The organism is Streptomyces sp. NPDC013457 (genome assembly GCF_043089925.1).
Lineage (GTDB): Bacteria > Actinomycetota > Actinomycetes > Streptomycetales > Streptomycetaceae > Streptomyces.
In genome coordinates, this window is sequence record NZ_JBICBL010000005.1 from 305,033 (window position 1) to 327,328 (window position 22,296).

General features: G+C 71.2%; 23 protein-coding genes. 10 read left to right on the forward strand and 13 right to left on the reverse strand.

What is annotated here, in order from left to right:
* Positions 1-726 carry a SigE family RNA polymerase sigma factor gene (locus ACF1G2_RS15905; protein WP_391798827.1) on the reverse strand — a complete coding sequence of 242 codons (726 nt, stop codon included), beginning with the start codon at positions 724-726 and terminating at the stop codon, positions 1-3.
* A gap of 160 nt (positions 727-886) precedes the next feature.
* Between ACF1G2_RS15905 and afsQ1 the strand changes: the two genes are divergently transcribed.
* From afsQ1 to ACF1G2_RS15930, 5 genes are all read left to right on the forward strand, one after another.
* On the forward strand, positions 887-1,564 hold the full coding sequence (afsQ1, locus tag ACF1G2_RS15910; RefSeq protein ID WP_181019089.1) for a two-component system response regulator AfsQ1: 678 nt from the start codon (positions 887-889) through the stop codon (positions 1,562-1,564).
* Positions 1,561-3,045 (forward strand): ATP-binding protein, encoded by a 1,485-nt coding sequence (locus tag ACF1G2_RS15915; protein ID WP_391798828.1) that lies wholly within the window; start codon positions 1,561-1,563, stop codon positions 3,043-3,045. Before afsQ1 ends, ACF1G2_RS15915 begins: the two co-directional genes overlap by 4 nt.
* Complete coding sequence (locus ACF1G2_RS15920; protein WP_391798829.1) at positions 3,042-3,671, forward strand: hypothetical protein; 630 nt, start codon at positions 3,042-3,044, stop codon at positions 3,669-3,671. Before ACF1G2_RS15915 ends, ACF1G2_RS15920 begins: the two co-directional genes overlap by 4 nt.
* A 58-nt stretch (positions 3,672-3,729) precedes the next feature.
* The gene (locus ACF1G2_RS15925; protein ID WP_391798830.1) at positions 3,730-4,311 is read left to right on the forward strand and encodes a VanZ family protein; all 582 of its coding nucleotides are present in this window, start codon (positions 3,730-3,732) and stop codon (positions 4,309-4,311) included.
* Between the two features lie 93 nt (positions 4,312-4,404).
* A complete protein-coding gene (locus ACF1G2_RS15930) occupies positions 4,405-4,605 on the forward strand; it encodes a PspC domain-containing protein (protein WP_385148890.1) in 201 nt (66 codons plus the stop codon).
* A gap of 80 nt (positions 4,606-4,685) precedes the next feature.
* Here the strand turns inward: ACF1G2_RS15930 and ACF1G2_RS15935 are convergent, their stop codons facing one another.
* Positions 4,686-5,042 (reverse strand): hypothetical protein, encoded by a 357-nt coding sequence (locus ACF1G2_RS15935; protein ID WP_391798831.1) that lies wholly within the window; start codon positions 5,040-5,042, stop codon positions 4,686-4,688.
* 172 nt (positions 5,043-5,214) lie between these two features.
* Positions 5,215-6,369, reverse strand: coding sequence for an adenosine deaminase (locus tag ACF1G2_RS15940; RefSeq protein ID WP_391798832.1), 1,155 nt, complete (start codon positions 6,367-6,369; stop codon positions 5,215-5,217).
* Positions 6,370-6,484: 115 nt separating this feature from the next.
* Between ACF1G2_RS15940 and ACF1G2_RS15945 the strand changes: the two genes are divergently transcribed.
* A complete protein-coding gene (locus ACF1G2_RS15945) occupies positions 6,485-7,261 on the forward strand; it encodes an alpha/beta hydrolase (protein ID WP_391798833.1) in 777 nt (258 codons plus the stop codon).
* A gap of 73 nt (positions 7,262-7,334) precedes the next feature.
* Here the strand turns inward: ACF1G2_RS15945 and ACF1G2_RS15950 are convergent, their stop codons facing one another.
* Complete coding sequence (locus ACF1G2_RS15950) at positions 7,335-8,288, reverse strand: LysR family transcriptional regulator (RefSeq protein WP_391798834.1); 954 nt, start codon at positions 8,286-8,288, stop codon at positions 7,335-7,337.
* A gap of 62 nt (positions 8,289-8,350) precedes the next feature.
* On the opposite strand from ACF1G2_RS15950, the gene ACF1G2_RS15955 reads away from it, so the two are divergent.
* From ACF1G2_RS15955 to ACF1G2_RS15965, 3 genes are all read left to right on the forward strand, one after another.
* Positions 8,351-9,613: an MFS transporter gene (locus ACF1G2_RS15955; RefSeq protein WP_391798835.1), complete on the forward strand. Its 1,263-nt coding sequence runs from the start codon at positions 8,351-8,353 to the stop codon at positions 9,611-9,613.
* Positions 9,614-9,738: 125 nt separating this feature from the next.
* On the forward strand, positions 9,739-10,386 hold the full coding sequence (locus tag ACF1G2_RS15960; protein ID WP_391799034.1) for a L,D-transpeptidase family protein: 648 nt from the start codon (positions 9,739-9,741) through the stop codon (positions 10,384-10,386).
* Positions 10,387-10,468: 82 nt separating this feature from the next.
* The gene (locus ACF1G2_RS15965) at positions 10,469-11,443 is read left to right on the forward strand and encodes a sigma-70 family RNA polymerase sigma factor (protein ID WP_391798836.1); all 975 of its coding nucleotides are present in this window, start codon (positions 10,469-10,471) and stop codon (positions 11,441-11,443) included.
* 21 nt (positions 11,444-11,464) lie between these two features.
* On the opposite strand, the gene ACF1G2_RS15970 is transcribed toward ACF1G2_RS15965, so the two are convergent.
* A complete protein-coding gene (locus ACF1G2_RS15970; protein WP_391798837.1) occupies positions 11,465-11,734 on the reverse strand; it encodes an STAS domain-containing protein in 270 nt (89 codons plus the stop codon).
* 54 nt (positions 11,735-11,788) lie between these two features.
* Between ACF1G2_RS15970 and ACF1G2_RS15975 the strand changes: the two genes are divergently transcribed.
* Positions 11,789-12,436 carry an HAD family hydrolase gene (locus tag ACF1G2_RS15975; protein ID WP_361442860.1) on the forward strand — a complete coding sequence of 216 codons (648 nt, stop codon included), beginning with the start codon at positions 11,789-11,791 and terminating at the stop codon, positions 12,434-12,436.
* Between the two features lie 77 nt (positions 12,437-12,513).
* Here ACF1G2_RS15975 and ACF1G2_RS15980 read toward each other — a convergent pair whose 3' ends face one another.
* The 8 genes from ACF1G2_RS15980 to ACF1G2_RS16015 all read right to left on the reverse strand — a co-directional run bounded on the left by ACF1G2_RS15980 (position 12,514) and on the right by ACF1G2_RS16015 (position 22,110).
* Positions 12,514-13,791, reverse strand: a complete 1,278-nt coding sequence (locus ACF1G2_RS15980) for a thymidine phosphorylase (RefSeq protein ID WP_391798838.1) — start codon at positions 13,789-13,791, stop codon at positions 12,514-12,516.
* 81 nt (positions 13,792-13,872) lie between these two features.
* Positions 13,873-14,277, reverse strand: a complete 405-nt coding sequence (locus tag ACF1G2_RS15985; protein ID WP_391798839.1) for a cytidine deaminase — start codon at positions 14,275-14,277, stop codon at positions 13,873-13,875.
* A complete protein-coding gene (locus ACF1G2_RS15990) occupies positions 14,274-15,563 on the reverse strand; it encodes an ABC transporter permease (protein WP_391798840.1) in 1,290 nt (429 codons plus the stop codon). The genes ACF1G2_RS15985 and ACF1G2_RS15990 overlap by 4 nt, the downstream gene beginning before the upstream one ends.
* Entirely contained in the window at positions 15,560-16,672 is a 1,113-nt protein-coding gene (locus ACF1G2_RS15995; RefSeq protein ID WP_391798841.1) for an ABC transporter permease, read from the reverse strand. Before ACF1G2_RS15995 ends, ACF1G2_RS15990 begins: the two co-directional genes overlap by 4 nt.
* Positions 16,669-18,261, reverse strand: a complete 1,593-nt coding sequence (locus tag ACF1G2_RS16000; protein WP_361597284.1) for an ABC transporter ATP-binding protein — start codon at positions 18,259-18,261, stop codon at positions 16,669-16,671. The genes ACF1G2_RS15995 and ACF1G2_RS16000 overlap by 4 nt, the downstream gene beginning before the upstream one ends.
* Before the next feature lie 196 nt (positions 18,262-18,457).
* On the reverse strand, positions 18,458-19,495 hold the full coding sequence (locus ACF1G2_RS16005; protein WP_391798842.1) for a BMP family protein: 1,038 nt from the start codon (positions 19,493-19,495) through the stop codon (positions 18,458-18,460).
* Positions 19,496-19,771: 276 nt separating this feature from the next.
* The gene (locus ACF1G2_RS16010) at positions 19,772-20,992 is read right to left on the reverse strand and encodes an amidohydrolase (protein WP_391798843.1); all 1,221 of its coding nucleotides are present in this window, start codon (positions 20,990-20,992) and stop codon (positions 19,772-19,774) included.
* 116 nt (positions 20,993-21,108) lie between these two features.
* A complete protein-coding gene (locus ACF1G2_RS16015; protein ID WP_391799035.1) occupies positions 21,109-22,110 on the reverse strand; it encodes a hypothetical protein in 1,002 nt (333 codons plus the stop codon).
* Positions 22,111-22,296 lie beyond the last annotated feature (186 nt).

The window sequence follows — 22,296 nt, forward strand, 5'->3', positions numbered from 1 at the left end:
TCAGGCCACCAGCTCGCCGAAGGACTCCTCCTCGTCACGGCCGAAGCTCAGGACGTCGTCCTCACGCAGCCGGCGCAGGGAGCGCCAGATGCTCGACTTCACCGTGCCGACACTGATGTCCAGGATCTCCGCGATCTCCGGATCCGTACGGCCCTCGTAGTAGCGCAGCACCAGCATCGTCCGCTGGAGCTCGGGCAGTCGGGCCAGCGCCTGCCACAGCACCGCGCGCAGCTCGGTCCCCCGCATCGCGTCCGTGTCGCCCGCCGTCTCCGGCAGCTCCTCGGTGGGGTACTCGTTCAGCTTCCGCCGGCGCCACGCGCTGATGTGCAGGTTCGTCATGGTGCGGCGCAGATAGCCGCCCACCGCCGCCTTGTCACTGATCCGGTCCCAGGCCCGGTACGTCGAGAACAGCGCGCTCTGCAGCAGGTCCTCGGCCTCGAACCGGTCACCGGTCAGGTGGTAGGCGGTGGCGAACAGGGAGGCGCGGCGTTCCTGTACGTAAGCGGTGAACTCCGCTTCCGACACAGACTGCCGCTCCCCCGTGACCTCCCCGTACGCCGCTCCCCCGTCAGCCACGGCGACCATGTACGGCGCCTTGTGCTGACGCCCGGCGCTGCGAACGCACCCCCGCCCGTTCACACCGCCGGACTTCTCCGTGCTCCGCACGACGGCATCGTGGAGGCGCGTGACAACTGCGCCTGAGGTGGTGCTGTGCAGTGCGTTCATCGTGCGCCCCCCGTCGGTTGGAGTGTGTTTCTGTCCGTGTGCCAAGAAGCTTGCCCGGGCACTTTCATCGGGGTGTCCGCCGACTGTCACAGACCTGTCACAGGCACCGGTCCGGCCACACAGTCGAACTCAGGTGGCCGCATGCGACAGAATGGCGCCCGTGCCTTTCCTGTTGCTGATCGAGGACGACGACGCCATCCGCACGGCCCTCGAACTCTCGCTGTCACGCCAGGGCCACCGAGTGGCCACCGCGGCGACGGGCGAGGACGGCCTGAAGCTGCTCAAGGAGCAGCGGCCGGACCTGGTCGTGCTGGACGTCATGCTGCCCGGAATCGACGGCTTCGAGGTGTGCCGGCGCATCCGGCGCACCGACCAGCTGCCGATCATCCTGCTCACCGCACGGAGTGACGACATCGACGTGGTCGTCGGTCTGGAGTCCGGCGCGGACGACTACGTCGTCAAGCCGGTCCAGGGGCGGGTGCTCGACGCCCGCATCCGGGCCGTACTGCGGCGCGGCGAGCGGGAGTCCACCGACTCGGCGACCTTCGGCTCGCTGGTCATCGACCGTTCCGCGATGACGGTGACGAAGAACGGGGAGGACCTGCAGCTCACGCCGACCGAGCTGCGGCTGCTCCTCGAACTGAGCCGGCGTCCCGGACAGGCCCTGTCGCGCCAGCAGTTGCTGCGCCTGGTCTGGGAGCACGACTACCTGGGCGACTCGCGTCTGGTCGACGCCTGTGTGCAGCGGCTGCGCGCCAAGGTGGAGGACGTGCCGTCCTCGCCGACCCTGATCCGTACCGTGCGCGGCGTGGGCTACCGGCTGGACGTCCCTGCGTGAGAAGAACCATCTTCGCCGGGCTGCGCTTCACCAGCCTGCGTCTGCGGCTGGTCGTCGTCTTCGCCCTCGTGGCGCTCACGGCCGCGGTGTCCGCGTCCGGGATCGCGTACTGGCTCAACCGCGAGGCGGTGCTCACCAGGACGCAGGACGGGGCGCTGAACGACTTCCGCCAGGAGATGCAGAACCGGGCCGCGACGCTTCCGCTGCGTCCCACCGAGGAGGATCTGCGGCGGACCGCCGAGCAGATGGCGAGCGGCAGCGCCGGGTACAGCGTGCTGCTGCTCGGGGAGCGGGACAAGGGCAAGCCGATCATCGGGGCCTCGAACCCGGACACCTTCACCCTGGCCGACGTGCCGGAGTCGCTCCGCGTCGCGGTGGACACCGAGCGGCCCGTCAGGGAGGGCGACACCAGCCCGTACCACCTGGTCTGGCAGCGGACCCAGCGCGGGCAGACGCCGTATCTGGTCGGCGGGACGCGGATCACCGGCGGCGGACCCACCGGCTTCATGTTCAAGTCGCTCGAGGCCGAGCGGGCGGATCTGAACTCGCTGGCCTGGTCGCTGGGGATCGCGACGGCCCTCGCGCTCGTCGGCTCGGCCCTGCTCGCGCAGGCCGCGGCCACGACGGTGCTGCGGCCCGTGCACCGGCTCGGCGAGGCGGCGCGGCGGCTCGGCGAGGGCAAGCTCGACACCCGGCTGCGGGTCTCGGGCACGGACGAACTGGCGGATCTGTCGCGGACGTTCAACAGCGCGGCCGAGTCCCTGCAGAAGAAGGTCGCGGACATGAGCGCGCGGGAGGAGTCCAGCCGGCGCTTCGTCGCGGACATGTCCCACGAGCTGCGTACGCCGCTGACGGCGCTGACGGCAGTGACGGAGGTCCTGGAGGACGAGCAGGACTCCCTCGACCCGATGATCGCGCCGGCCGTGGCGCTCGTGGTGAGCGAGACCCGGCGGCTGAACGACCTGGTGGAGAACCTGATGGAGGTGACCCGCTTCGACGCGGGCACCGCGCGGCTCGTCCTCGACGACGTGGACGTCGCCGACCAGGTCACCGCCTGCATCGACGCCCGCGCCTGGCTGGACGCCGTGGAACTGGACGCCGAGCGCGGGATCATGGCGCGGCTCGACCCGCGCCGGCTCGACGTGATCCTGGCGAACCTGGTCGGAAACGCGCTCAAGCACGGCGGTTCGCCGGTGCGGGTGGCGATCCGCACGGAGGACGGCGAGCTGGTCATCGAGGTGCGGGACCACGGCCCGGGCATCCCCGAGGAGGTTCTGCCGCACGTCTTCGACCGCTTCTACAAGGCGAGCGCGTCCCGGCCCCGGTCGGAAGGCAGCGGTCTGGGTCTGTCGATCGCCATGGAGAACGCGCTGATCCACGGTGGTTCGATCACGGCCGCGAACTCGCCCGACGGCGACGGCGCGGTGTTCGTCCTGCGGCTTCCGCAGGACAGCGAGCAGGGCGAGGTGGAGGAGAGTTGAGCCGGCTTCGCCGTGCGGGAGTGCGTACGGGAGGGGTGGCGGCGGCCGTCGTGCTGACCGCGGTCGCCTCCGGGTGCGGGATCAGGACGACGTCGGTGCCCGTCGACGCCGGGCCGGCCCCCTCACGGGTGCCGTGCAGCGTCACGGGCGACGAGCTCGCCACGCAGACGTCGGGGGTCCCGGTCCGGGTCTTCCTCCTCTGCGGGTCGCAGCTGGAGCCGGTGGACCGGCGCGCGCCGGCGCCGCAGGAGAGGGCGGACGGCGGCCGGGTCGCCACCGCGTCGGCGCTGCTCGCCCAGCTGCTGGCCGAGCCGTCGGAGAGCGAGCGGCAGGCCGGGTTCTCGACGGCCGTCAAGGGTCCGCTGCTCGTCACCGGCGGGTACAACGGCGATCCGGCGGGCACGCTGCGGCTGAGCCGGCAGCCGGAGGACCTGAATCCGACCGCGCTGTCGCAGATCGTCTGCACGCTGGCGAACAGCTCGGCGGGCGCGGGCGAGGCGAGCGTGGTCATCGGCGGGCCCGGCCACTATCCGCCGCGGCGGCTGGCGTGCACGACCGGGCTGAAGGAGCGCCCGGAGTCGGCACCCCCGACGGCGACGGGCCGGCCCAGCCCCTCCGCGTCCTGAAGCGGGTGTTCCGCCGCGCGGCGGAACCGATTCCGGGACGGGACGCGTCTTGGGGGGCGTGCAGCGTCAAGGTTCGGGCGGCAGTGCCGCCGTGGTCGTACGCGTGGCGGGGTTCGTCCTCCTCCTCGCGCATCTGCTGCTCGTCGCCTGGGTCACGCTCCGACCACGTGACGTGGCCTGGGTGACGGCGCCGAACCTGACCCCGCTGGCGGGGATCCGGGCGGATCTCGCGCTCGGCCCCGTCGAGGCCGCCCGGCGGATCGGCGAGGGGCTGCTGCTCCTGGCGCCGCTCGGCGTCCTGCTCCCGATGGCCGACGGCCGCCTCCATGTGTCGCCGTGGTCCTCCCTGGCCCGTACGGTCGCCGCGGGGGCGCTCGTGTCGCTCGCCGTCGAGCTGCTGCAGACCGCCGTGCCGGGTCAGGTCGTGGACGTGGACTCGCTGCTCCTGAACACCGCCGGGGTGGCGCTCGCGCATGTGCTGCTGGTGCCCGCCGGGCGGGCGCGACTGCGCCGCGGGAGGGACGCGGCGGCACGCCGGTCCTCCCCGGGGACCAGGCCGGGGCGGGGCTCGGCCCTGCTGCGGGAGGAGGGTTCTCAGGGACCTACCCCGACGATTCCCAGGGTCGGGATCGCACCGTAGACCGACGCTTTGTCCCCCGGACCCGGGCGAGTATGGAGCCATCGGAAGCCCGACGGAGCGGCTTCCGGAAGACGCTTCCCGAAGGAGCCCACCATGGCCGCACTTGCCCGCCCCCGTGACGGACGCATGATCGGCGGAGTGTGCGCAGCGCTGGCACGGCGCTTCGGCACCTCGGCCACCACCATGCGGGTCATCTTCCTCGTCTCGTGCCTGCTGCCCGGTCCGCAGTTCCTGCTGTACCTGGCGCTCTGGCTGCTGCTCCCGCAGGAGAAGTCGGCGAGCACGGCCTGGTAACGGCACGACGTACGTACGCCGATGGGGCGCTCACCCGGTCCGGGTGGGCGCCCCATCGGCGTGCGTGCGGCGTGACCGGGTCAGCCGAGCGGCAGGGCGCCCACCGGCAGGCCGCCGAGCAGGCCGCCGACCGGGGTGTTGGCCAGCGGGCCGTTGGCGGCGTCGAGCGGGAGGTGCTGGGTGGCGGCACCCGCGGCGGCCGGCAGGGTCTTGACGCCCTGGTCGACCGACGACTGGCCGGAGAGGAGGGACTCGGCGGCGCCGTCGGGGAGCTCGGTGAGGCCGTCACCCAGCGGCACGGCCTGGGTGACCAGACCGAGCGCCGCGTCCGGGGAGGCGGGCAGCGACGGTGCGGCCGAGGCCGTGCCGGCGGCGGCAGCGGCGAAAGCGGCACCGAGAGCGGCGACACCGAGCGTCTTGGCGGCAGACTGCTTCATCAGAAAATCATCCTTGGGGATCTTGGGGATCTTCGAGCTTCGAGGAAAGCAGGAAATTCGGGGAATGCAGAGCGGCTCTGCAACTTAGCCACCGGATGACGCTCCCGCAAACACCGAAAGGCGGCCGAGCAGATGTTCCCCGGCCGCCCCGATCCTGCTCAGAAGCCCTTCCTCAGCCCGCCTGGGAGGAAGAATCGCTGGTCGTGGCGGTCTGCCGGAACAGCCATTCGGACTTCAGCTCGGCATATCCGGGCTTGATCACGTCGTTGATCATGGCCAGACGTTCATCGAAAGGAATGAACGCTGATTTCATCGCATTGACCGTGAACCACGCCATGTCGTCGAGCGTGTAGTCGAATGCATCGACCAGCTGCTCGAATTCACGGCTCATGCTCGTACCGCTCATCAGCCGGTTGTCGGTATTGACCGTGGCACGGAAATGCAGCTTGCGGAGCAGGCCGATGGGGTGTTCCGCGATCGAGTCCGCGGCACCGGTCTGGAGGTTGGACGTCGGGCACATCTCCAGTGGGACGCGCTTGTCCCTGACGTACGCCGCGAGCCGGCCGAGCCGCACCGATCCGTCGTCGGCGACCTCGATGTCGTCGATGATCCGCACGCCGTGGCCCAGCCGGTCGGCGCCGCACCACTGCAGGGCCTGCCAGATGGACGGCAGCCCGAAGGCCTCGCCGGCGTGGATCGTGAAGTGGTTGTTCTCCCGCTTGAGGTACTCGAAGGCGTCGAGGTGGCGGGTGGGCGGGTAGCCGGCCTCGGCGCCCGCGATGTCGAAGCCGACGACGCCGGAGTCGCGGTAGCGGTTGGCGAGTTCGGCGATCTCCAGGGCGCGGGCGGCATGCCGCATCGCCGTCAGCAGCGCGCCGACCCGGATGCGGTGGCCGTTCGCCCTGGCCTGGCGCTCGCCCTCGCGGAAGCCCTCGTTGACCGCCTCGACGACCTCCTCCAGGGTGAGTCCGGCCTCCAGGTGCTGCTCCGGGGCGTACCGCACCTCGGCGTAGACGACACCGTCCTCCGCGAGGTCCACCGCGCACTCGGCGGCGACCCGGACGAGGGCCTCACGGGTCTGCATGACGGCGCAGGTGTGCGCGAAGGTCTCCAGGTAGCGCTCCAGGGAGCCGGAGTCGGCGGCCTCGCGGAACCAGATGCCGAGCTTGTCGGGTTCGGTCTCGGGGAGGTTGTCGTAGCCCTGCGCGAGGGCGAGTTCGATGATCGTGCCGGGGCGCAGTCCGCCGTCGAGGTGGTCGTGGAGGAGCACCTTCGGGGCGCGGCGGATCTGGTCCGCGGTGGGGACGTTGGGGGTCTGGCTCGTCATTTCCGCACTCTAGCCCCTACGCGCGTAGAGCGCCCCTCCTCAACTCGCTTGTCGATACGTAACAGTGACCGCGCGTACGGATGGCGTACACCTCGGCTTCTGAGACTGTTCTGCCATGGCGCACTCCGCACTCGTAGGGACTGCCGGCAGCCGGACACCCCGGCTCGGACGGCCCGTCGGCGCATCGCACCCCGGTACGGCGGTGGGCGGTGTGGTCCTGCTCCTTCCCGACGGCGAGGTGGCGTCCGCGCGGGGCGCCTCGCTCCGGGCCCACGCGACGCTGCTTCCGCTGGGCCGCCGGCTGGCCAGGGCCGGGCGCGAGGAGGGCCTGGTGGCGCACGTGGTGCGCTACCGGGGGCGCGGCTGGAACGGCACGGACGCCCAGTTGGCCTCGGACGCCTCCTGGGCGGTGGCGGAGGCGGTACGGCGCTACGGCGACGTCCCGGTCTGCCTGGCCGGCCACGGGATGGGGGCCCGGGCCGCGCTGCGTGCGGCCGGGCACGCAGCGGTCGACGCGGTGCTCGCGCTCGCACCGTGGCTGCCGGAGGACGACGTGGCGGCCGAGCCCGAGCCCGTGCGCCAGCTGGTCGGGCGCCGGATCATGATCGTGCACGGCACGAACGACGCCCGGACGGATCCGGAGCTGTCGTACCGGCTGGCGGAGCGGGCGAAGAAGGCGAACCGCGACACGTGCCGCTTCGAGGTGCACTCCGACGGCCACGCGCTGCGCCAGTACCACGACGAAATCCACGCCCTGGCCGCCGACTTCGTCCTGGGCTCCCTCTTCGCCCGCTCCTTCGCCCGTCCGGTCGCCGACGCGCTCGCGGCTCCGCCGCCGCTGGGACTGCGGATGCCGCTGGCGGCGGGCTTCGGCCGCGCCCTGCGCCGGTAGGGAGCCCGCCCCGGTCCGGTAGGGAGCCCGCCCCGGTCCGGCAGGAGTACCCGCCCCGGTCCGGCGGGAGTGCCTACTCCGGCAGGAGGCTGCCCCGCTTGCTCAGCAGGAAGCGCTTGAAGGCCGCCACCGGGGCCGTGTCCGGGTGGCCGTCGAGCCAGGCGACGCCGATCTCGCGGACCGCGCGGGGGGCCGTGACCGTGAGTTCGACGACGCCGGGGCGCGGGACCGCGGGCGGCGGCAGCAGCGCGACGCCCAGGCCGGCCGCGACCAGGCCCCGCAGGGTCTCGGCCTCCTCGCCCTCGAACGCGACGCGCGGGGTGAAACCGGCCTCGGCGCACAGGTCGTCCGTGATGCGCCGCAGCCCGTAGCCCGGCTCCAGGGTCACGAAGGTCTCCTCGGCCGCCTCCGCGAGGCGGATCCGTCTGCGGGTGGCGAGCCGGTGGTCGTCGGGGACGACGAGCCGCAGGCGCTGCTCGTCCAGGCGGCGGGCGACCAGGTCGGGCGCGTCCGGGACGGGAGAGGTCAGGCACAGGTCCAGGTCGCCGGCCCGCAGCCGCTCGATCATCGCCTCGCCGTAGTTCTGGACGAGGGTGAAGCGGACCCTGGGGTGGTCGACCCGGAAGGCGCGGATGAGCCCGGGGACGGTCTCGGAACCCATGGTGTGCAGGAACCCGAACGCGACCCGCCCGGCCGCCGGGTCCGCGTCCGCCCGTACGGAGTCGGCCGCCCGCTCCACCTCGGCGAGGGCCCGCTCGGCGGAGGCCAGGAACGTCCGGCCGGCCGGGGTGAGCGAGACCGTGCGGCCCTTCCGGGCGAAGAGGGCCACCCCCAGGTCCTGTTCGAGGCGGACCATCGCCCGCGAGAGCGTCGACTGCGGCACACCCATCTCGGCCGCAGCCCTGGTCACATGCTCGTGGCGGGCCACCGCCGCGAAGTACGCGAGCCGGGGCGCGAGCAGCAGCCCCATGTCTTCTTCGTAACTACTCGGTGACAGCCGACCCTGTGACCTGTACTCATGCACCATGGGAACGATTACAGCAGTTCCATGCATTGGACGCATGAAACGAATCGTCCTACGTTCGAGACATGCCTTCCGCCAGTACCAAGGCGGCCGCCACCAGCACGGTCGCCGACACCCGTCTCGCCCCCGGAGCCCCCGGTCACCGCCGGATGAGTTTCGCGCTCTTCGCCGCCGGCCTCGCCGCCTTCGCTCTCCTCTACTCCACCCAGGCCCTCCTCCCCGCGATCTCCGCCGAGTTCGGCGCGACCGCCTCCGCGGCCTCCTGGACGGTCTCCGCCGCGACCTTCGCCCTGGCCCTCCTCGTCCTCCCGATGAGCGCCCTCTCCGAGCGCTTCGGCCGGCGCGAGATGATGACCGCCTCGCTCTCCGTGGCGGTCGCCGTCGGACTGCTCGTCCCGTTCGCCCCGAGCCTGGAGTGGCTGGTCGCCCTGCGCGCCGTCCAGGGCGCGGCGCTCGCGGGCCTGCCGGCCTCCGCGATGGCGTTCCTCGCCGAGGAGGTACGGCCCAAGGCGCTGATCGCCGCGATCGGCCTCTTCGTCGCGGGCAACTCGATCGGCGGGATGAGCGGCCGCATCGTCACCGGCTGGGTGGCGCAGATGTGGGGCTGGCGCGCCGGACTCCTCGCGGTCGGTCTGATGGCGGTGGCCTGCGCGGTCGCCTTCCGCGTCCTCATCCCCAAGGCACGTCACTTCACGCCGGGTTCGCTCAACCCGAAGGCGCTCGCGGCGACGGTCCGCACCCATCTCGCCGACCCGCTGCTGATGCGTCTGTACGCGATCGGCGCCCTGTTCATGACGGTCTTCGGCGCGGTCTACACCGTCATCGGCTACCGCCTGGTCGAGGCCCCGTTCTCCCTCCCCCAGGGCGTCATCGGCTCGATCTTCCTGGTCTACCTGGTCGGTACGGTCTCCTCGGCGGCGGCCGGCAGGCTCGTCGGCCGGCTCGGCCGGCGCGGGGCGCTCTACCTGGCCGTCGGCACGACCGCGGCCGGTCTGCTGCTCTCGCTCTCCGACGCCCTCGCCGCCGTCCTGCTCGGCCTGGTCCTGATCACGGCCGGCTTCTTCGCCGGGCACGCGGTCGCCTCCTCCTCGGTGAGCCGGACCGCGACGACGGGCCGCGCGCAGGCCTCGGCGCTCTACCAGTCCGCGTACTACGTCGGCAGCAGCCTGGGCGGCACGCTCGGCGCGATCGCCTTCCACTCCGGCGGCTGGGCGGGCACGGTCCTCCTGGGTCTCGTCGCGGTCCTCGGCGTCGTGTCGATCACGCTCTACGGCAGCCACAGCGCGCGGGTCCGGGCGCGGAACCTCTCGCTGCGCACCGCGCACTGAATCGAGACCGGATCCGTACAACCAGAACGCTCCCCTGCTCGTCATGAGTCGTAGGACCCTAGGGGGAGTTGGTGATCATGCACGGGATAAGGAAGCGCGCCGGGATCGTCCTCGGCATCACCTCGATGGTGGTGCCGCTGACGGTGGCCCTCGGCGCGGGTACGGCTCAGGCGGCGTCGTGCAACGTGACGACCGGGCCGTACCAGAAGCAGGTGGAGAAGTTCCTCGGCCGGACGGCGGACGGCAAGCAGTCGTCGGCCGACTGCAAGGCCATCCAGTCGTTCCAGCGCAAGCACGGCATCACCCCGGCCATGGGGTACGCGGGGCCGCTGACCTGGCGGACGATGAACACGATGCTGGAGCAGAAGGCTGCCGGGAAGAACCCGAACAAGGCCGGGAAGTGCCCGACGAACAAGGGCCGGATCGCCTGTGTCGACCTGACGCGGCAGCTGAGCTGGATCCAGGACGGGAAGAAGCTGAAGTACGGTCCGGTGCCGGTCCGTACGGGCAAGGACGGGACCGAGACCCGCACCGGCGCCAAGAAGATCTACTGGCGCAAGATCAACCACTGGTCGACGATCTACCACGTCTCGATGCCGTACTCGCAGTTCTTCGACGGCGGGCAGGCCTTCCACTCCACGACGAAGTCCATGTGGAATCCCCCGGGTTCGGGCGGGTGCGTCAACATGCGTCCGGCGGACGCCAAGGCGTACTGGAACCTGCTCAGGAACGGTGACGACGTGTACGTCTACGGACGGAAGCCCGGAACCTGACCCGTGCTGTCAGTGGGCTGCGGTAGCTTCCCCTCATCGGCACAGCACCGGTGCCGATGAGGGGCGACTGGGGTGGACGTTCATGAGTGACCTGGCAACCGCGGACCGGAACTCCGAGCTGGAGAAGTACCGTACGGAGCTGACCGGTTACTGCTACCGGATGCTCGGCTCGTCGTTCGAGGCCGAGGACGCCGTGCAGGACACGATGGTCCGCGCCTGGCGCTCGTTCGACTCCTTCGAAGGGCGCTCGTCGCTGCGCTCCTGGCTCTACCGCATCGCGACGAACGTCTGCCTGGATTCGCTCAACGCGGGGAACAAGCGGGCCAGGCCCATGGACCTGACCGCCGCCACGCCGGTCGCCCAGGCTCAGCTGAACGCCCGGCCGGAGATCACCTGGCTGGAGCCGATCCCGGACGGCCGGGTGCTGCCGTCCGTGGCCGACCCCGCCGAGACCGCCGTCTCCCGTGAGACCGTGCGCCTCGCCTTCGTCGCCGCCCTGCAGCACCTGCCCCCGAAGCAGCGGGCCGTGCTGATCCTGCGCGAGGTGCTGGCCTGGAAGGCGAGCGAGGTCGCCGAGCTGCTCGACACCTCGGTCGCCTCGGTCAACAGCGCGCTGCAGCGGGCGCGCGCCACCATCGCCGAGAACGAGCCGACGGTCTCGGACGCGGCGGACCCCCTGGACGAGGAGCAGAAGCAGCTCCTGGAGCGCTATGTCGCGGCCTTCGAGGGGTACGACATGAAGGCGCTGACCGCGCTCCTCCACGAGGACGCGACGATGTCCATGCCGCCGTACGACCTGTGGCTGCGCGGCCACGACGACATCGTGGGCTGGATGCTCGGAGTCGGCGACGTCTGCCGCGGCTCGAAGCTGGTGCCGACCGTGGCGAACGGCTCGCCGGCGTTCGCGCACTACCACCCGGACCCGGAGGGCGGGTACAGCCCGTGGGCCCTGATCGTCCTGGAGGTGCGGGACGGCAAGGTCGGCGGGATGGACTTCTTCCTGGACACCAAGCGGTGGTTCCCGCTCTTCGACCTCCCGGATCGGCTCCCGGCGTAGGGGCCCGCCCCTCAGCCCCCGTCACAGGACGTCGGCGAGCCCGACCAGGTCGAGGAGGAGCCGCAGCTCCCCGCCGGCTCCCCGGAATGTGAGCCGGTGCCCGAGGCGTCCGGCGGTGAGCTTCAGCCTGGCGAGGGCGTCCACGGCGGCGAGGTCGGTGTGCGTCAGCCCGCCGACCTCGCAGATCACGTCGGTGGGCGGCACCCCTTCGAGCACGGCGCACAGCCGGGCGACCTCGTCGGAGGTGGCCCGGGGGCCGAGGGTCAGTACGAGCGGTCGACTGGTGTCCACACCAGGGAGACCCGCGCGACGGCCGGAACTCATCGGCCGCCTAGGCTGCGGCCCATGGTGGAATTGGTGATCTTCGACTGCGACGGCGTCCTCGTGGACAGCGAACGGATCTACTGCCGGGTCGATCGCGAGGTCTTCGCCGCGCTCGGCGCGGAGTTCACGGAGGCCGAGGTCGTCGACCACTTCGTCGGCTCGTCCAGCGAGATGCTCACGGCCATCGTGGAGGAGCGGCTCGGTCGGCGCCTGGAGCCGGACTGGCACCGGGCGTACAGGCACCTGTACGACGAGGCCCTGGACGCGGAGCTGACGGTGGTCGAGGGCGTCACGGGCGTGCTCGACGCGCTGGACGTGCCCTTCTGTCTGGCGTCGAACGGCAGCCATGCCGCGATCCGCCGGAATCTCACGCGGGTGGGCCTGCTGGAGCGCTTCGAGGGCCGGATCTTCAGCGCTCGCGATGTCGCGCGCGGCAAGCCCGCCCCCGATCTCTTCCTCCACGCGGCGGCTTCCATGGGCGTCAGCCCGGAGCGCTGCGCGGTGGTCGAGGACAGCCCGTACGGCGTCCAGGCGGCCCGCGCGGCGCGGATGGCGGCCTTCGGCTACTGCGGAGGCCTGACCCGCGGAGACCGGCTGGCGGGCGTGGGGACGGTGGTCTTCGACGACATGGGCGAGCTGCCGAGGCTGCTCCGCGAAGCACGGGTCTGAGGGCGGCCCGGGCAGGCGAACGGGGCCGGTGCGGCGCACCGGCCCCGTTCCCCCCGAAGGTGTCAGAGGCATATCCCTCAGGCGATGCGGTCCAGGACGATCGGGTTCGGGGTGAACGCCGTGCCCTCCGCCGCGATGTCCCAGGCGGCGTCCAGGGACTTCAGGGCGTAGTCGAACTTCTCCGGCGTGTCCGTGTGGAGCGTCAGCAGGGGCTGGCCCGCCGTGACCGTGTCGCCCGGCTTGGCGTGCAGCTCGACGCCCGCGCCCGCCTGGACCGGGTCCTCCTTGCGGGCCCGGCCGGCGCCGAGGCGCCAGGCGGCGATGCCGATGTCGTACGCGTCGAGGCGGGTCAGGACGCCCGACGAGGCCGCGGTCACGACGTGCTGCTCGCGGGCGACCGGGAGGGTCGCGTCCGGGTCGCCGCCCTGCGCCGCGATCATCCGGCGCCAGACGTCCATCGCCGAGCCGTCCGCCAGCGCCTTCGCCGGGTCCGCGTCCGTGATCCCGGCCGCGTCGAGCATCTCGCGCGCCAGCGCGATCGTCAGCTCGACGACGTCCGCCGGGCCGCCGCCCGCCAGGACCTCGACCGACTCGCGGACCTCCAGGGCGTTGCCGGCGGTCAGACCGAGCGGGGTCGACATGTCGGTGAGCAGCGCGACCGTCTTCACACCGCTGTCCGTGCCGAGGCCGACCATCGTGGAGGCCAGTTCACGGGCGTCCGCGATGTTCTTCATGAACGCGCCGGAGCCGACCTTCACGTCCAGGACGAGCGAGCCCGTACCCTCGGCGATCTTCTTCGACATGATCGAGGAGGCGATCAGCGGGATCGCCTCCACGGTGCCGGTGACGTCGCGCAGCGCGTAGAGCTTCTTGTCCGCCGGCGCCAGGCCGTCGCCCGCCGCGCAGATCACCGCGCCGGTCGTGTCCAGGACGTGCAGCATCTCCTCGTTGGAGAGCAGCGCGCGCCAGCCCGGGATCGACTCCAGCTTGTCCAGCGTGCCGCCGGTGTGGCCGAGGCCCCGGCCCGACAGCTGCGGCACGGCCGCGCCGCAGGCGGCGACCAGCGGGGCGAGCGGCAGGGTGATCTTGTCGCCGACACCGCCCGTGGAGTGCTTGTCGGAGGTCGGGCGGGAGAGCGAGGAGAAGTCCATGCGTTCGCCGCTCGCGATCATCGCGGCGGTCCAGCGGGCGATCTCCGTGCGGTTCATGCCGTTGAGCAGGATGGCCATGGCCAGGGCGGACATCTGCTCGTCGGCGACCTCGCCGCGGGTGTAGGCGTCGATGACCCAGTCGATCTGCTCCGGGCTCAGCTCGCCCTTGTCCCGCTTGGTGCGGATGACGGAGATGACGTCCATGGTGGTGCCTCTTTCTACGCGCATAGAGGGGGAAAGGAGGAGCGGCCCTTCCCATCGTGCCGGAAGGGCCGCTCCGCGGTCTTACTTCGCGAGGTGGTCGGGGCCGAAGGCCTGCGGGAGCATCTCGGCGAGGGTGACGAACCCGGCCGGGGTCTCCAGGACGAGCTCGGGGCCGCCGAACTCGTACAGCAGCTGCCGGCACCGTCCGCAGGGCACCAGGGACTCGCCCTGGCCGTCCACGCAGACGAAGTGGGTCAGCCGGCCGCCTCCGGTGGCCTGGAGCTGCGAGACGAGCCCGCACTCCGCGCACAGCCCGAGGCCGTACGAGGCGTTCTCCACGTTGCAGCCGGAGACCACCCGCCCGTCGTCGACGAGCGCGGCGGCGCCGACCGGGAAGCCGGAGTACGGGGCGTAGGCGCGGGACATGGCGTCCCGGGCCGTCACCCGCAGCAGCTCCCAGTCGGGTGCCGGGGCGCTGGGCGTCACTTGCCCTCGCCCTTGCGGTAGCGCATGCCGTCCGCCTTGGGCATCCGCAGGCGCTGGGCGGAGAGCGACAGCACCAGCAGGGTCACCACGTACGGCGTGGCGCTGACGAACTCGACCGGCACCGTCTCCGTACCGAGGTACCAGATGAACACGCCGACGCCGATGACGATGGCGATCGAGGAGGTGATCCAGCGCTTCTTGTACGCCTTCCAGGCCGCGATGGCCACCAGGACCGCGAAGAGCAGCAGGAGCAGCGCGTGGACGGACTCGCCGCCGCTGCGCAGCTGGAGCGCGTCGGCGAAGCCGAACAGGCCCGCGCCCATCGCCAGGCCGCCCGGCCGCCAGTTGCCGAAGATCATCGCCGCGAGGCCGATGTAGCCACGGCCACCGGTCTGGCCCTCGTTGTAGATGTGCGAGGTGACCAGCGACAGGAAGGCGCCGCCGAGACCGGCCATGCCGCCGGAGACGATCACGGCGATGTACTTGTACTTGTAGACGTTGACGCCGAGCGACTCGGCGGCGATCGGGTTCTCACCGCAGGAGCGCAGGCGCAGACCGAACGCGGTCTTCCACAGCACGAAGAACGTGCCGATCACCAGCAGGACGGCGATGATCGTGACCACCGAGACGTTGGTGACCAGGCCGCCGAGGATGCCGGCGATGTCCGAGATCAGGAACCAGTGGTGCTTCTCGATGTCGGCCAGCCAGTCGGACAGGCCCGGGATCGTCACCGAGGTGATCTCCTCGGCCGGCGGGGACTGCTTGGGGCTGCCGCCCTTCGTCGCCGCCTCCCCGGTGTTGAACCACAGCTTGGCGAAGTAGGTGGTGAAGCCGACCGCCAGGATGTTGATCGCGATACCGGAGATGATGTGGTCGACACCGAAGGTGACCGTGGCGACCGCGTGCAGCAGACCGCCGAGCATGCCGCCCAGGATGCCGGCGAGGATGCCGAGCCACGGGCTGGTCTGCCAGCCGGCCCAGGCACCGAAGAAGGTGCCGAGGATCATCATGCCTTCGAGGCCGATGTTGACCACGCCCGCGCGCTCGGCCCACAGACCGCCGAGACCGGCGAGGCCGATCGGCACGGCGAGGGAGAGCGCGGCGCCGATCTGGCCGGCCGAGGTGAGGTCCTGCGCGCCGGTGATGGCCCGGACGGCGGAGAGGGCGACGAGCCCGCCCGCGACGATCAGCAGGATCCAGGGCAGGGAGAGGCGGGTGCGGCCGCCCTTGCCACCGGCCGCCTTGGGCGCGGCGGGCGGCGGGGTGGAAGTCGCCGTGGCGCTCACGCCGACACCTCCGTCGAGTTGTTGGAACGGGCCTGGGCCGCGAGCTTCTCGCCGACCTGACGCTGCTGGCGCTTGAGGCCGTAGCGGCGGACGAGTTCGTAGGCGATGACGACGCAGAGGACGATGACGCCCTGCATGACGCCGACGATCTCCCGGTCGTAGTCCTCGAACTCCAGCTGCTGGCCGCCGCGCTCGAGGAAGCCCCAGAGGATCGCGGCGAGCGCGATGCCGATCGGGTGGTTGCGGCCCAGCAGGGCGATGGCGATACCGGTGAAGCCGATGCCGACGGGGAAGTCGCCGCCGAACTCGTAACTGTCGTTGAGCAGCGTCGGCATACCGATCAGACCGGCCATGGCGCCGGAGATCAGCATGGAGGTGACGACCATCCGCTTGACGTTGACGCCGGAGGCCGCGGCCGCGGTGTCGGACTGGCCGACGGTGCGCAGGTCGAAGCCGAAGCGGGTGCGGGAGAGCGTGAACCAGTACCCGAGGCCCGCGATGACCGCGACGACGACGAAGCCGTAGACCGGGGTCGGCGTGGTCGGGAAGTCGAAGAAGCGCGAGGACTCCGGCAGCGGGGTCGTCGCGACCTTCGTGCCGGCCGCGTCCAGGTGGCCGAGACGGCCGGGCTGGAGCAGGTAGCCGATGATCGCGGTCGCGATGAAGTTCAGCATGATCGTGGAGACGACCTCGCTGACACCCCGAGTGGTCTTCAGGACACCGGCGATGCCCGCCCACATGGCGCCGACGATCATCGCCGTGATGATGATCAGCGGGATCTGGACGACGCCCGGAAGGGTCAGCGCGCCACCGACGGCGGCGGCGAAGAACGCCGCGAGACGGTACTGGCCGTCGACACCGATGTTGAACAGGTTCATGCGGAAGCCGATGGCCACCGCGATGCCCGCCAGGTAGTACGTCGTCGCCTTGTTGATGATGTAGACCTGGCTGTCCGACTTGATGCCGTAGTCGAACATGATCCCGAAGGCGCTGAACGGCTCCTTGCCGGTCGCCGCGAGCACCAGGGCGGTGATCAGGAAGGCGGCGACGATCGCGAGCAGCGGTGCCGCGATGCCGAGGAGCAACCGCTCCTTGTCGAACTTCTTCATCGGGCCTCGTCCTCCGGGCCGTCGGTGCCCTCAGGGCTCTCAGGGTGCTCAAGGTGGCCGGCGGCGGCGCCGGTCATGGCCGAGCCCAGCTCCTCCGGGGTGATGGTCGCCGGGTCGGCGTCGGCCACCAGACGCCCGCGGTACATCACGCGCAGGGTGTCGGAGAGGCCGATCAGCTCGTCCAGGTCGGCGGAGATCAGCAGGACCGCGAGGCCCTCCCGGCGCGCCGCGCGGATCTGGTCCCAGATCTGCGCCTGCGCGCCGACATCCACGCCCCGGGTGGGGTGGGCGGCGATCAGCAGCTTCGGGTCGTGGCTCATCTCGCGGCCGACGATCAGCTTCTGCTGGTTGCCGCCGGAGAGGGAGGCCGCGGTGACCTCGATGCCGGGGGTACGGACGTCGTACTCGCGGACGATCCGCTCGGTGTCCTTGCGGGCGGCCTTGAGGTCGAGGATGGCGCCCTTGGAGTTGGGCTTCTCGGTGACGTGGCCGAGGATGCGGTTCTCCCAGAGGGGGGCCTCCAGGAGCAGACCGTGCCGGTGGCGGTCCTCGGGGATGCAGCCGATGCCGTCCTCGCGCCGCTTGCGCGTCGGGGCGGAGGAGATGTCGGCGCCGTCGAGGGTCACGACACCCCGGTCGGCGTTGCGCATGCCCATGATCGTGTCGACGAGCTCGGACTGGCCGTTGCCCTCGACACCGGCGATGCCGAGCACCTCACCCTTGTGGATGGTGAAGGTGATGCCGCCGAGGACCGCGCGGACCACGCCGTCGGGGTCGACGGCGCTGAGCGACAGGTCCTGGACCGTCAGCATCGGCACGTCCGTGACCGTCGACTCGCGGGTCTCCGGCGAGGGCAGCTCGGCGCCGACCATCAGCTCGGCGAGCTGCTTGGTCGTGGTGTGCTTCGGGTCGGCGGTGCCGACCGTGGTGCCGCGGCGGATGACGGTGATCTCGTCGGCGACGGACAGGACCTCGCCCAGCTTGTGCGAGATGAAGATGACCGTCAGGCCCTCCGCCTTGAGCTCGCGCAGGTTGTCGAAGAGCGCGTCGACCTCCTGCGGGACGAGCACGGCGGTCGGCTCGTCGAGGATCAGGGTGCGGGCGCCGCGGTAGAGGACCTTGAGGATCTCCACGCGCTGACGGTCGGCCACACCGAGGTCCTCGACGAGCACGTCGGGACGGACGCCGAGGCCGTACGCGCCGGAGATCTCCTTGATCTTGGCGCGGGCCTTGTCGCCGATGCCGTACAGCTTCTCGGAGCCGAGGACGACGTTCTCGAGGACGGTGAGGTTGTCCGCGAGCATGAAGTGCTGGTGGACCATGCCGACACCGCGGGTGATGGCATCGCCGGGGCTGTTGAACGTCACCAGCTCGCCGTCGACCGTGATGGTGCCCTCGTCCGGCTTCTGCATGCCGTACAGGATCTTCATCAGGGTCGACTTGCCCGCGCCGTTCTCGCCCACGAGGGCGTGCACGGTGCCGCGGCGCACGGTGATGTCGATGTCGTGGTTGGCCACGACTCCGGGGAAACGCTTGGTGATGCCGCGGAGTTCTACGGCGTTGGGACTGCTGGGGCTGGAGGCTTTGATGACGCACTCTCCTAGGCAGGGAGCGTGAGGAGGGGATGAGGCGGTGCGCAGGCGCTGTCGGTGGCGAAAAATACCCTGTACGGCGGACGCTACGCGCGTAGCTTTTGGAAAATCGTTCAACTGCCCGCGGGCAGACGTGTGAAGGGGGCCCGGAGTGTCGGCCGAAGCCGCTCTCCGGGCCCCTCTCCGACGGATGTCAGAGGGTCGTGTTGACCTTGATCTGGCCGTCGATGATCTTCTGCTTGGCCTCGTCCAGCTTGGGCTGGATGTCGGCGAGGTGGCCACCGGTGGTGGTCAGGGAGACGCCGTTCTCGGCCAGCGAGTAGACGTGCGTGCCGGTCGCCGGCTTGCCGTCCTGGACGGACTTGACGAGCTCGAAGACACCCGTGTCGACGTTCTTGACCATCGAGGTCATGATCGAACCGGCGTACTTGGACAGGGCCGGGTCCTTGGCCTGGTCCGAGTCGACGCCGATCGCCCAGGTGCCCGGCTTGGCGGCGACGGCCTCGATGGCGCCGGCACCCGAGCCGCCCGCGGCGGCGTAGATGACGTCGATGCCCTTGTCGAGCATGCCCTTGGCGGCGGCCTTGCCCTTGTCCGGGGCGCCGAAGCCGGAGAAGTCCGTACCGGTGGACAGGTACTGGATGGTGACCGAGGCGTCCGGCTTGGTGTCCTTGACACCCTGCTGGAAGCCGGCGGCGAACTTCTTGATCAGCGGGGTGTCGACACCGCCGATGAAGCCGATCTTGCCGTCCTTGGACTTCAGCGCGGCCGCGACACCGGCGAGGTACGAGCCCTGCTCCTCGGTGAAGACGATCGAGTCGACGTTCTTCACGTCGGAGACCGAGTCGACGAGGCCGAAGGTGGTCTTCGGGAACTTCGCGGCGACCTTGTCGATGGCGTCCTTGTAGGCGAAGCCGACACCGATGACCGGGTTGAAGCCGCCCTCGGCGAGCGAGGTGAGGCGCTGCTCGCGGTCGGCCGGGGTCTCACCGGTCTTGGCGGTGAGCTCCTTGGTCTCGACACCCAGGTCGGCCTTGGCCTTGTCGAGGCCACGGGCGGCGGAGTCGTTGAACGAGTTGTCACCACGGCCGCCGACGTCGTACGCCATGCCGACCTTGATGGTGTCCGAGTCGGATCCGGACTCGGTGGACGACTCACCGCAAGCGGTGGCGGTGAGAGCGAGGGCCGCGGTCACTGCGGACGCGGAAACGATCTTGGATACCCGGCGCAAGAGGAGGGTCCCTTCGAGACTGACCGAAAGCGCCTCTTCCGGCGCTGGTTTCGCGTGGATCGTAACGCGCGTAGATGTCAGTTAAAGACCCGTTCATGAGTCGTTATCGGATCGTCGCGAACCGGCCAGAAGGACGACCGGCGGCGTCCGCCCCGGCACGACCGGTTATACACGCTGGTGCGCGCGTTCGACCCGGGCCCGCGCGGCGGCGCGCGGACCGCTGGGCCGAACGCGCGTCGGCCGCTGGGCCGACCGGATGAACCGTGTTCCGGCGCGTCAGAGCCGCGGTGCGCCGTCCAGCAGGGCCGCCGCGGTGAAGAACTCGACGCCCACCGCGATGGCCCGCTCGTCCACGTCGAAGTCGCCCGCGTGCAGGTCCCGGCGTGTCGTGTCGCCCGGGGTGCGGACGCCCAGGCGGGCCATCGCGCCGGGGACGTGCTCCAGGTACCAGGAGAAGTCCTCGCCACCGAGGCTCTGCTCGGTGTCCTCGACCTGCTCTGCTCCCCTGCGGGCGGTCATGGCGTCCCGGAGCAGTTCGGTGACGACCGGGTCGTTGACGACCGGGGGGACTCCGCGGACGTAGTTGATCGTCGACTTGGCGCGGTGGAGCGTCGCGATCTCGTCGATCGCCGCGTGGACCAGGTCGGGGGCGTCGCGCCAGGCGGGCAGGTCGAGGCAGCGGACCGTGCCGGAGAGCTCGGCGTGCTGCGGGATGACGTTGCAGGCGTGGCCGGCCTCGATACGGCCCCAGGTGACCGCGAGGCCCGAGCGGGCGTCCACCCGGCGGGCGAGCAGGGCCGGGACGTCGACGGCGATCCGGGCGGCGGCCGTGACCAGGTCCGTCGTGAGGTGCGGGCGGGCCGTGTGGCCGCCGGGGCCGTCCAGGGTGACTTCGAGGCGGTCGCACGCGGAGGTGATGGGGCCGGGGCGCAGACCGATCCGGCCGGCGTCCACCTTCGGGTCGCAGTGCACGGCGATGATCCGGCCGACCCCGTCCAGGACGCCGTACTCGATGGCGTCGGCGGCGCCGCCGGGCAGGACCTCCTCGGCGGGCTGGAAGATCAGCCGTACGGCGTTGGGGAGCAGCCCCTGCCGGTCGAGCTCGGCGAGGACGAGCCCGGCGCCGAGCACCGTGGTGGTGTGGACATCGTGTCCACACGCGTGGGCCCGGTTGGGCACGGTGGAGCGGTACGCGACGGTCTTGACGTCGGGAATGGGCAGCGCGTCGAGGTCGGCGCGGATCGCCAGCATGGGGCGTGTCCGGTTCCAGGTGCCGATGTCGCACACCAGGCCCGTGCCCGCCGGGAGGACCTTCGGCGCGAGTCCCGCGGCCTCCAGGCGGGCCTTCACGGCAGCGGTCGTCCGGAACTCCTGGTTGCCGAGCTCGGGGTGCATGTGCAAGTCGCGGCGGAACGCGATCAGTTCGGCGCGCAGCGGCGCGGACAGCGTTCCGGGCAGAGCGACGGAGCCGGGCTCACGGGACTTCAACTGGTTCACCTTTTGAAGGGTAGGCCCCTTCAGAGATCAACTGCCCGTTGATCACGAAAAGTTCAGCCCGATAGGGGAAAGAATCTCGGTTTACCAGGCTTGACGACCATCCCTTGTGGGTAAGCTCACCCGAATTCGAGCCGTTGTGGGGTCGGGGTGGCCTGAGCCGCCTGGGCGCTCAGCCGGTCGACCTCGTGGGCCGCCGTGCCCGCGACTCCGGCCAGGAAGCCCTGGGCCCGCGGAGAGGCGGTCTCCTTGAGCCACTCCGGCGCGATCTCGCAGACGGCGACCTTGACCCCCGTGCCGGCCAGGGCCAGCGGCAGGGTGTGGACGACGGTCGAGGGAAAGCTGACCACCGTACGGCCGATCGGGCCGCGCCGGGCGATCAGCTCCAGCGGCAGGTCGGGCCGGACGATCTCCAGACCGGTCTCCACCGCGATCCGGTGCAGCTTCTCGGTCGCCTCGCGGCGGTGCGCGAAGTAGCGGGTGGCGCCGTGGGTGCGGGCCAGCTCGGCGACGACGGCGGCGTACTGGTCGGGGTCGACCACGCCGGTCTCGACCAGCGAGGTGCCGACGAGGTCCGCGCCCTTGGTGAGCCGGGGCGGGCCGAAGCGGGACCGGGTCCAGGCGAAGGTGTTCCGGGTGACGGTCGTGCCGGGCGGCGGCTCGACCGGGAGCGAGGTGAAGATCTCGACGGTACGGCGCTGGGTCGGGGCGAGCTTGCGGCGGGCGGCGGCGGTCACCGGCGCGAGCACCAGCTCGCGGGCCCCCCGGCTGCCGCGCCGGTGCCAGCGGACCAGACGCTCGCCACGAGCCAGTTGGGCGGCGTACTCCATGGTGGCGGTGCCGTCGTCGACGACGGTCAGACGCTTGGGGGCGAAGAGCGTGAGCAGCAGCTGCACGTAACGGGAGAACGGGTCCCCGACGATCACACGCTCGGCCGACCGCAGCAGCGGGGCGAGCTCGCGCAGCGTCCGGGCGAGGGAACCGCGGGAGCCGCGGGCCTCCTGCCAGTGCACGGTGAACCCGTCGTCGCGGGCCAGCTGGGCCATCCGGCGCAGCTGGCCGCGCGACATCGGGTCGGTCGGCGAGAGCACGACGAGCGTGAGCCCGGGCCGTGCGGGCACGACGGGCGTGGAGACCGCGCTGTCGTCGGTGTCCGCTGCCCCTGCGGGCACGACGGGCGTGGAGACCGCGCTGTCGTCGGTGTCCGCTGCCCCTGCGGGCACGACGGGCGTGGAGACCGTGCTGTCGTCGGTGCCCGGGCCCTGGGGGCCGGGGCTGTCGCCGGAGCCGGCGGTCGAGAGGCCCTG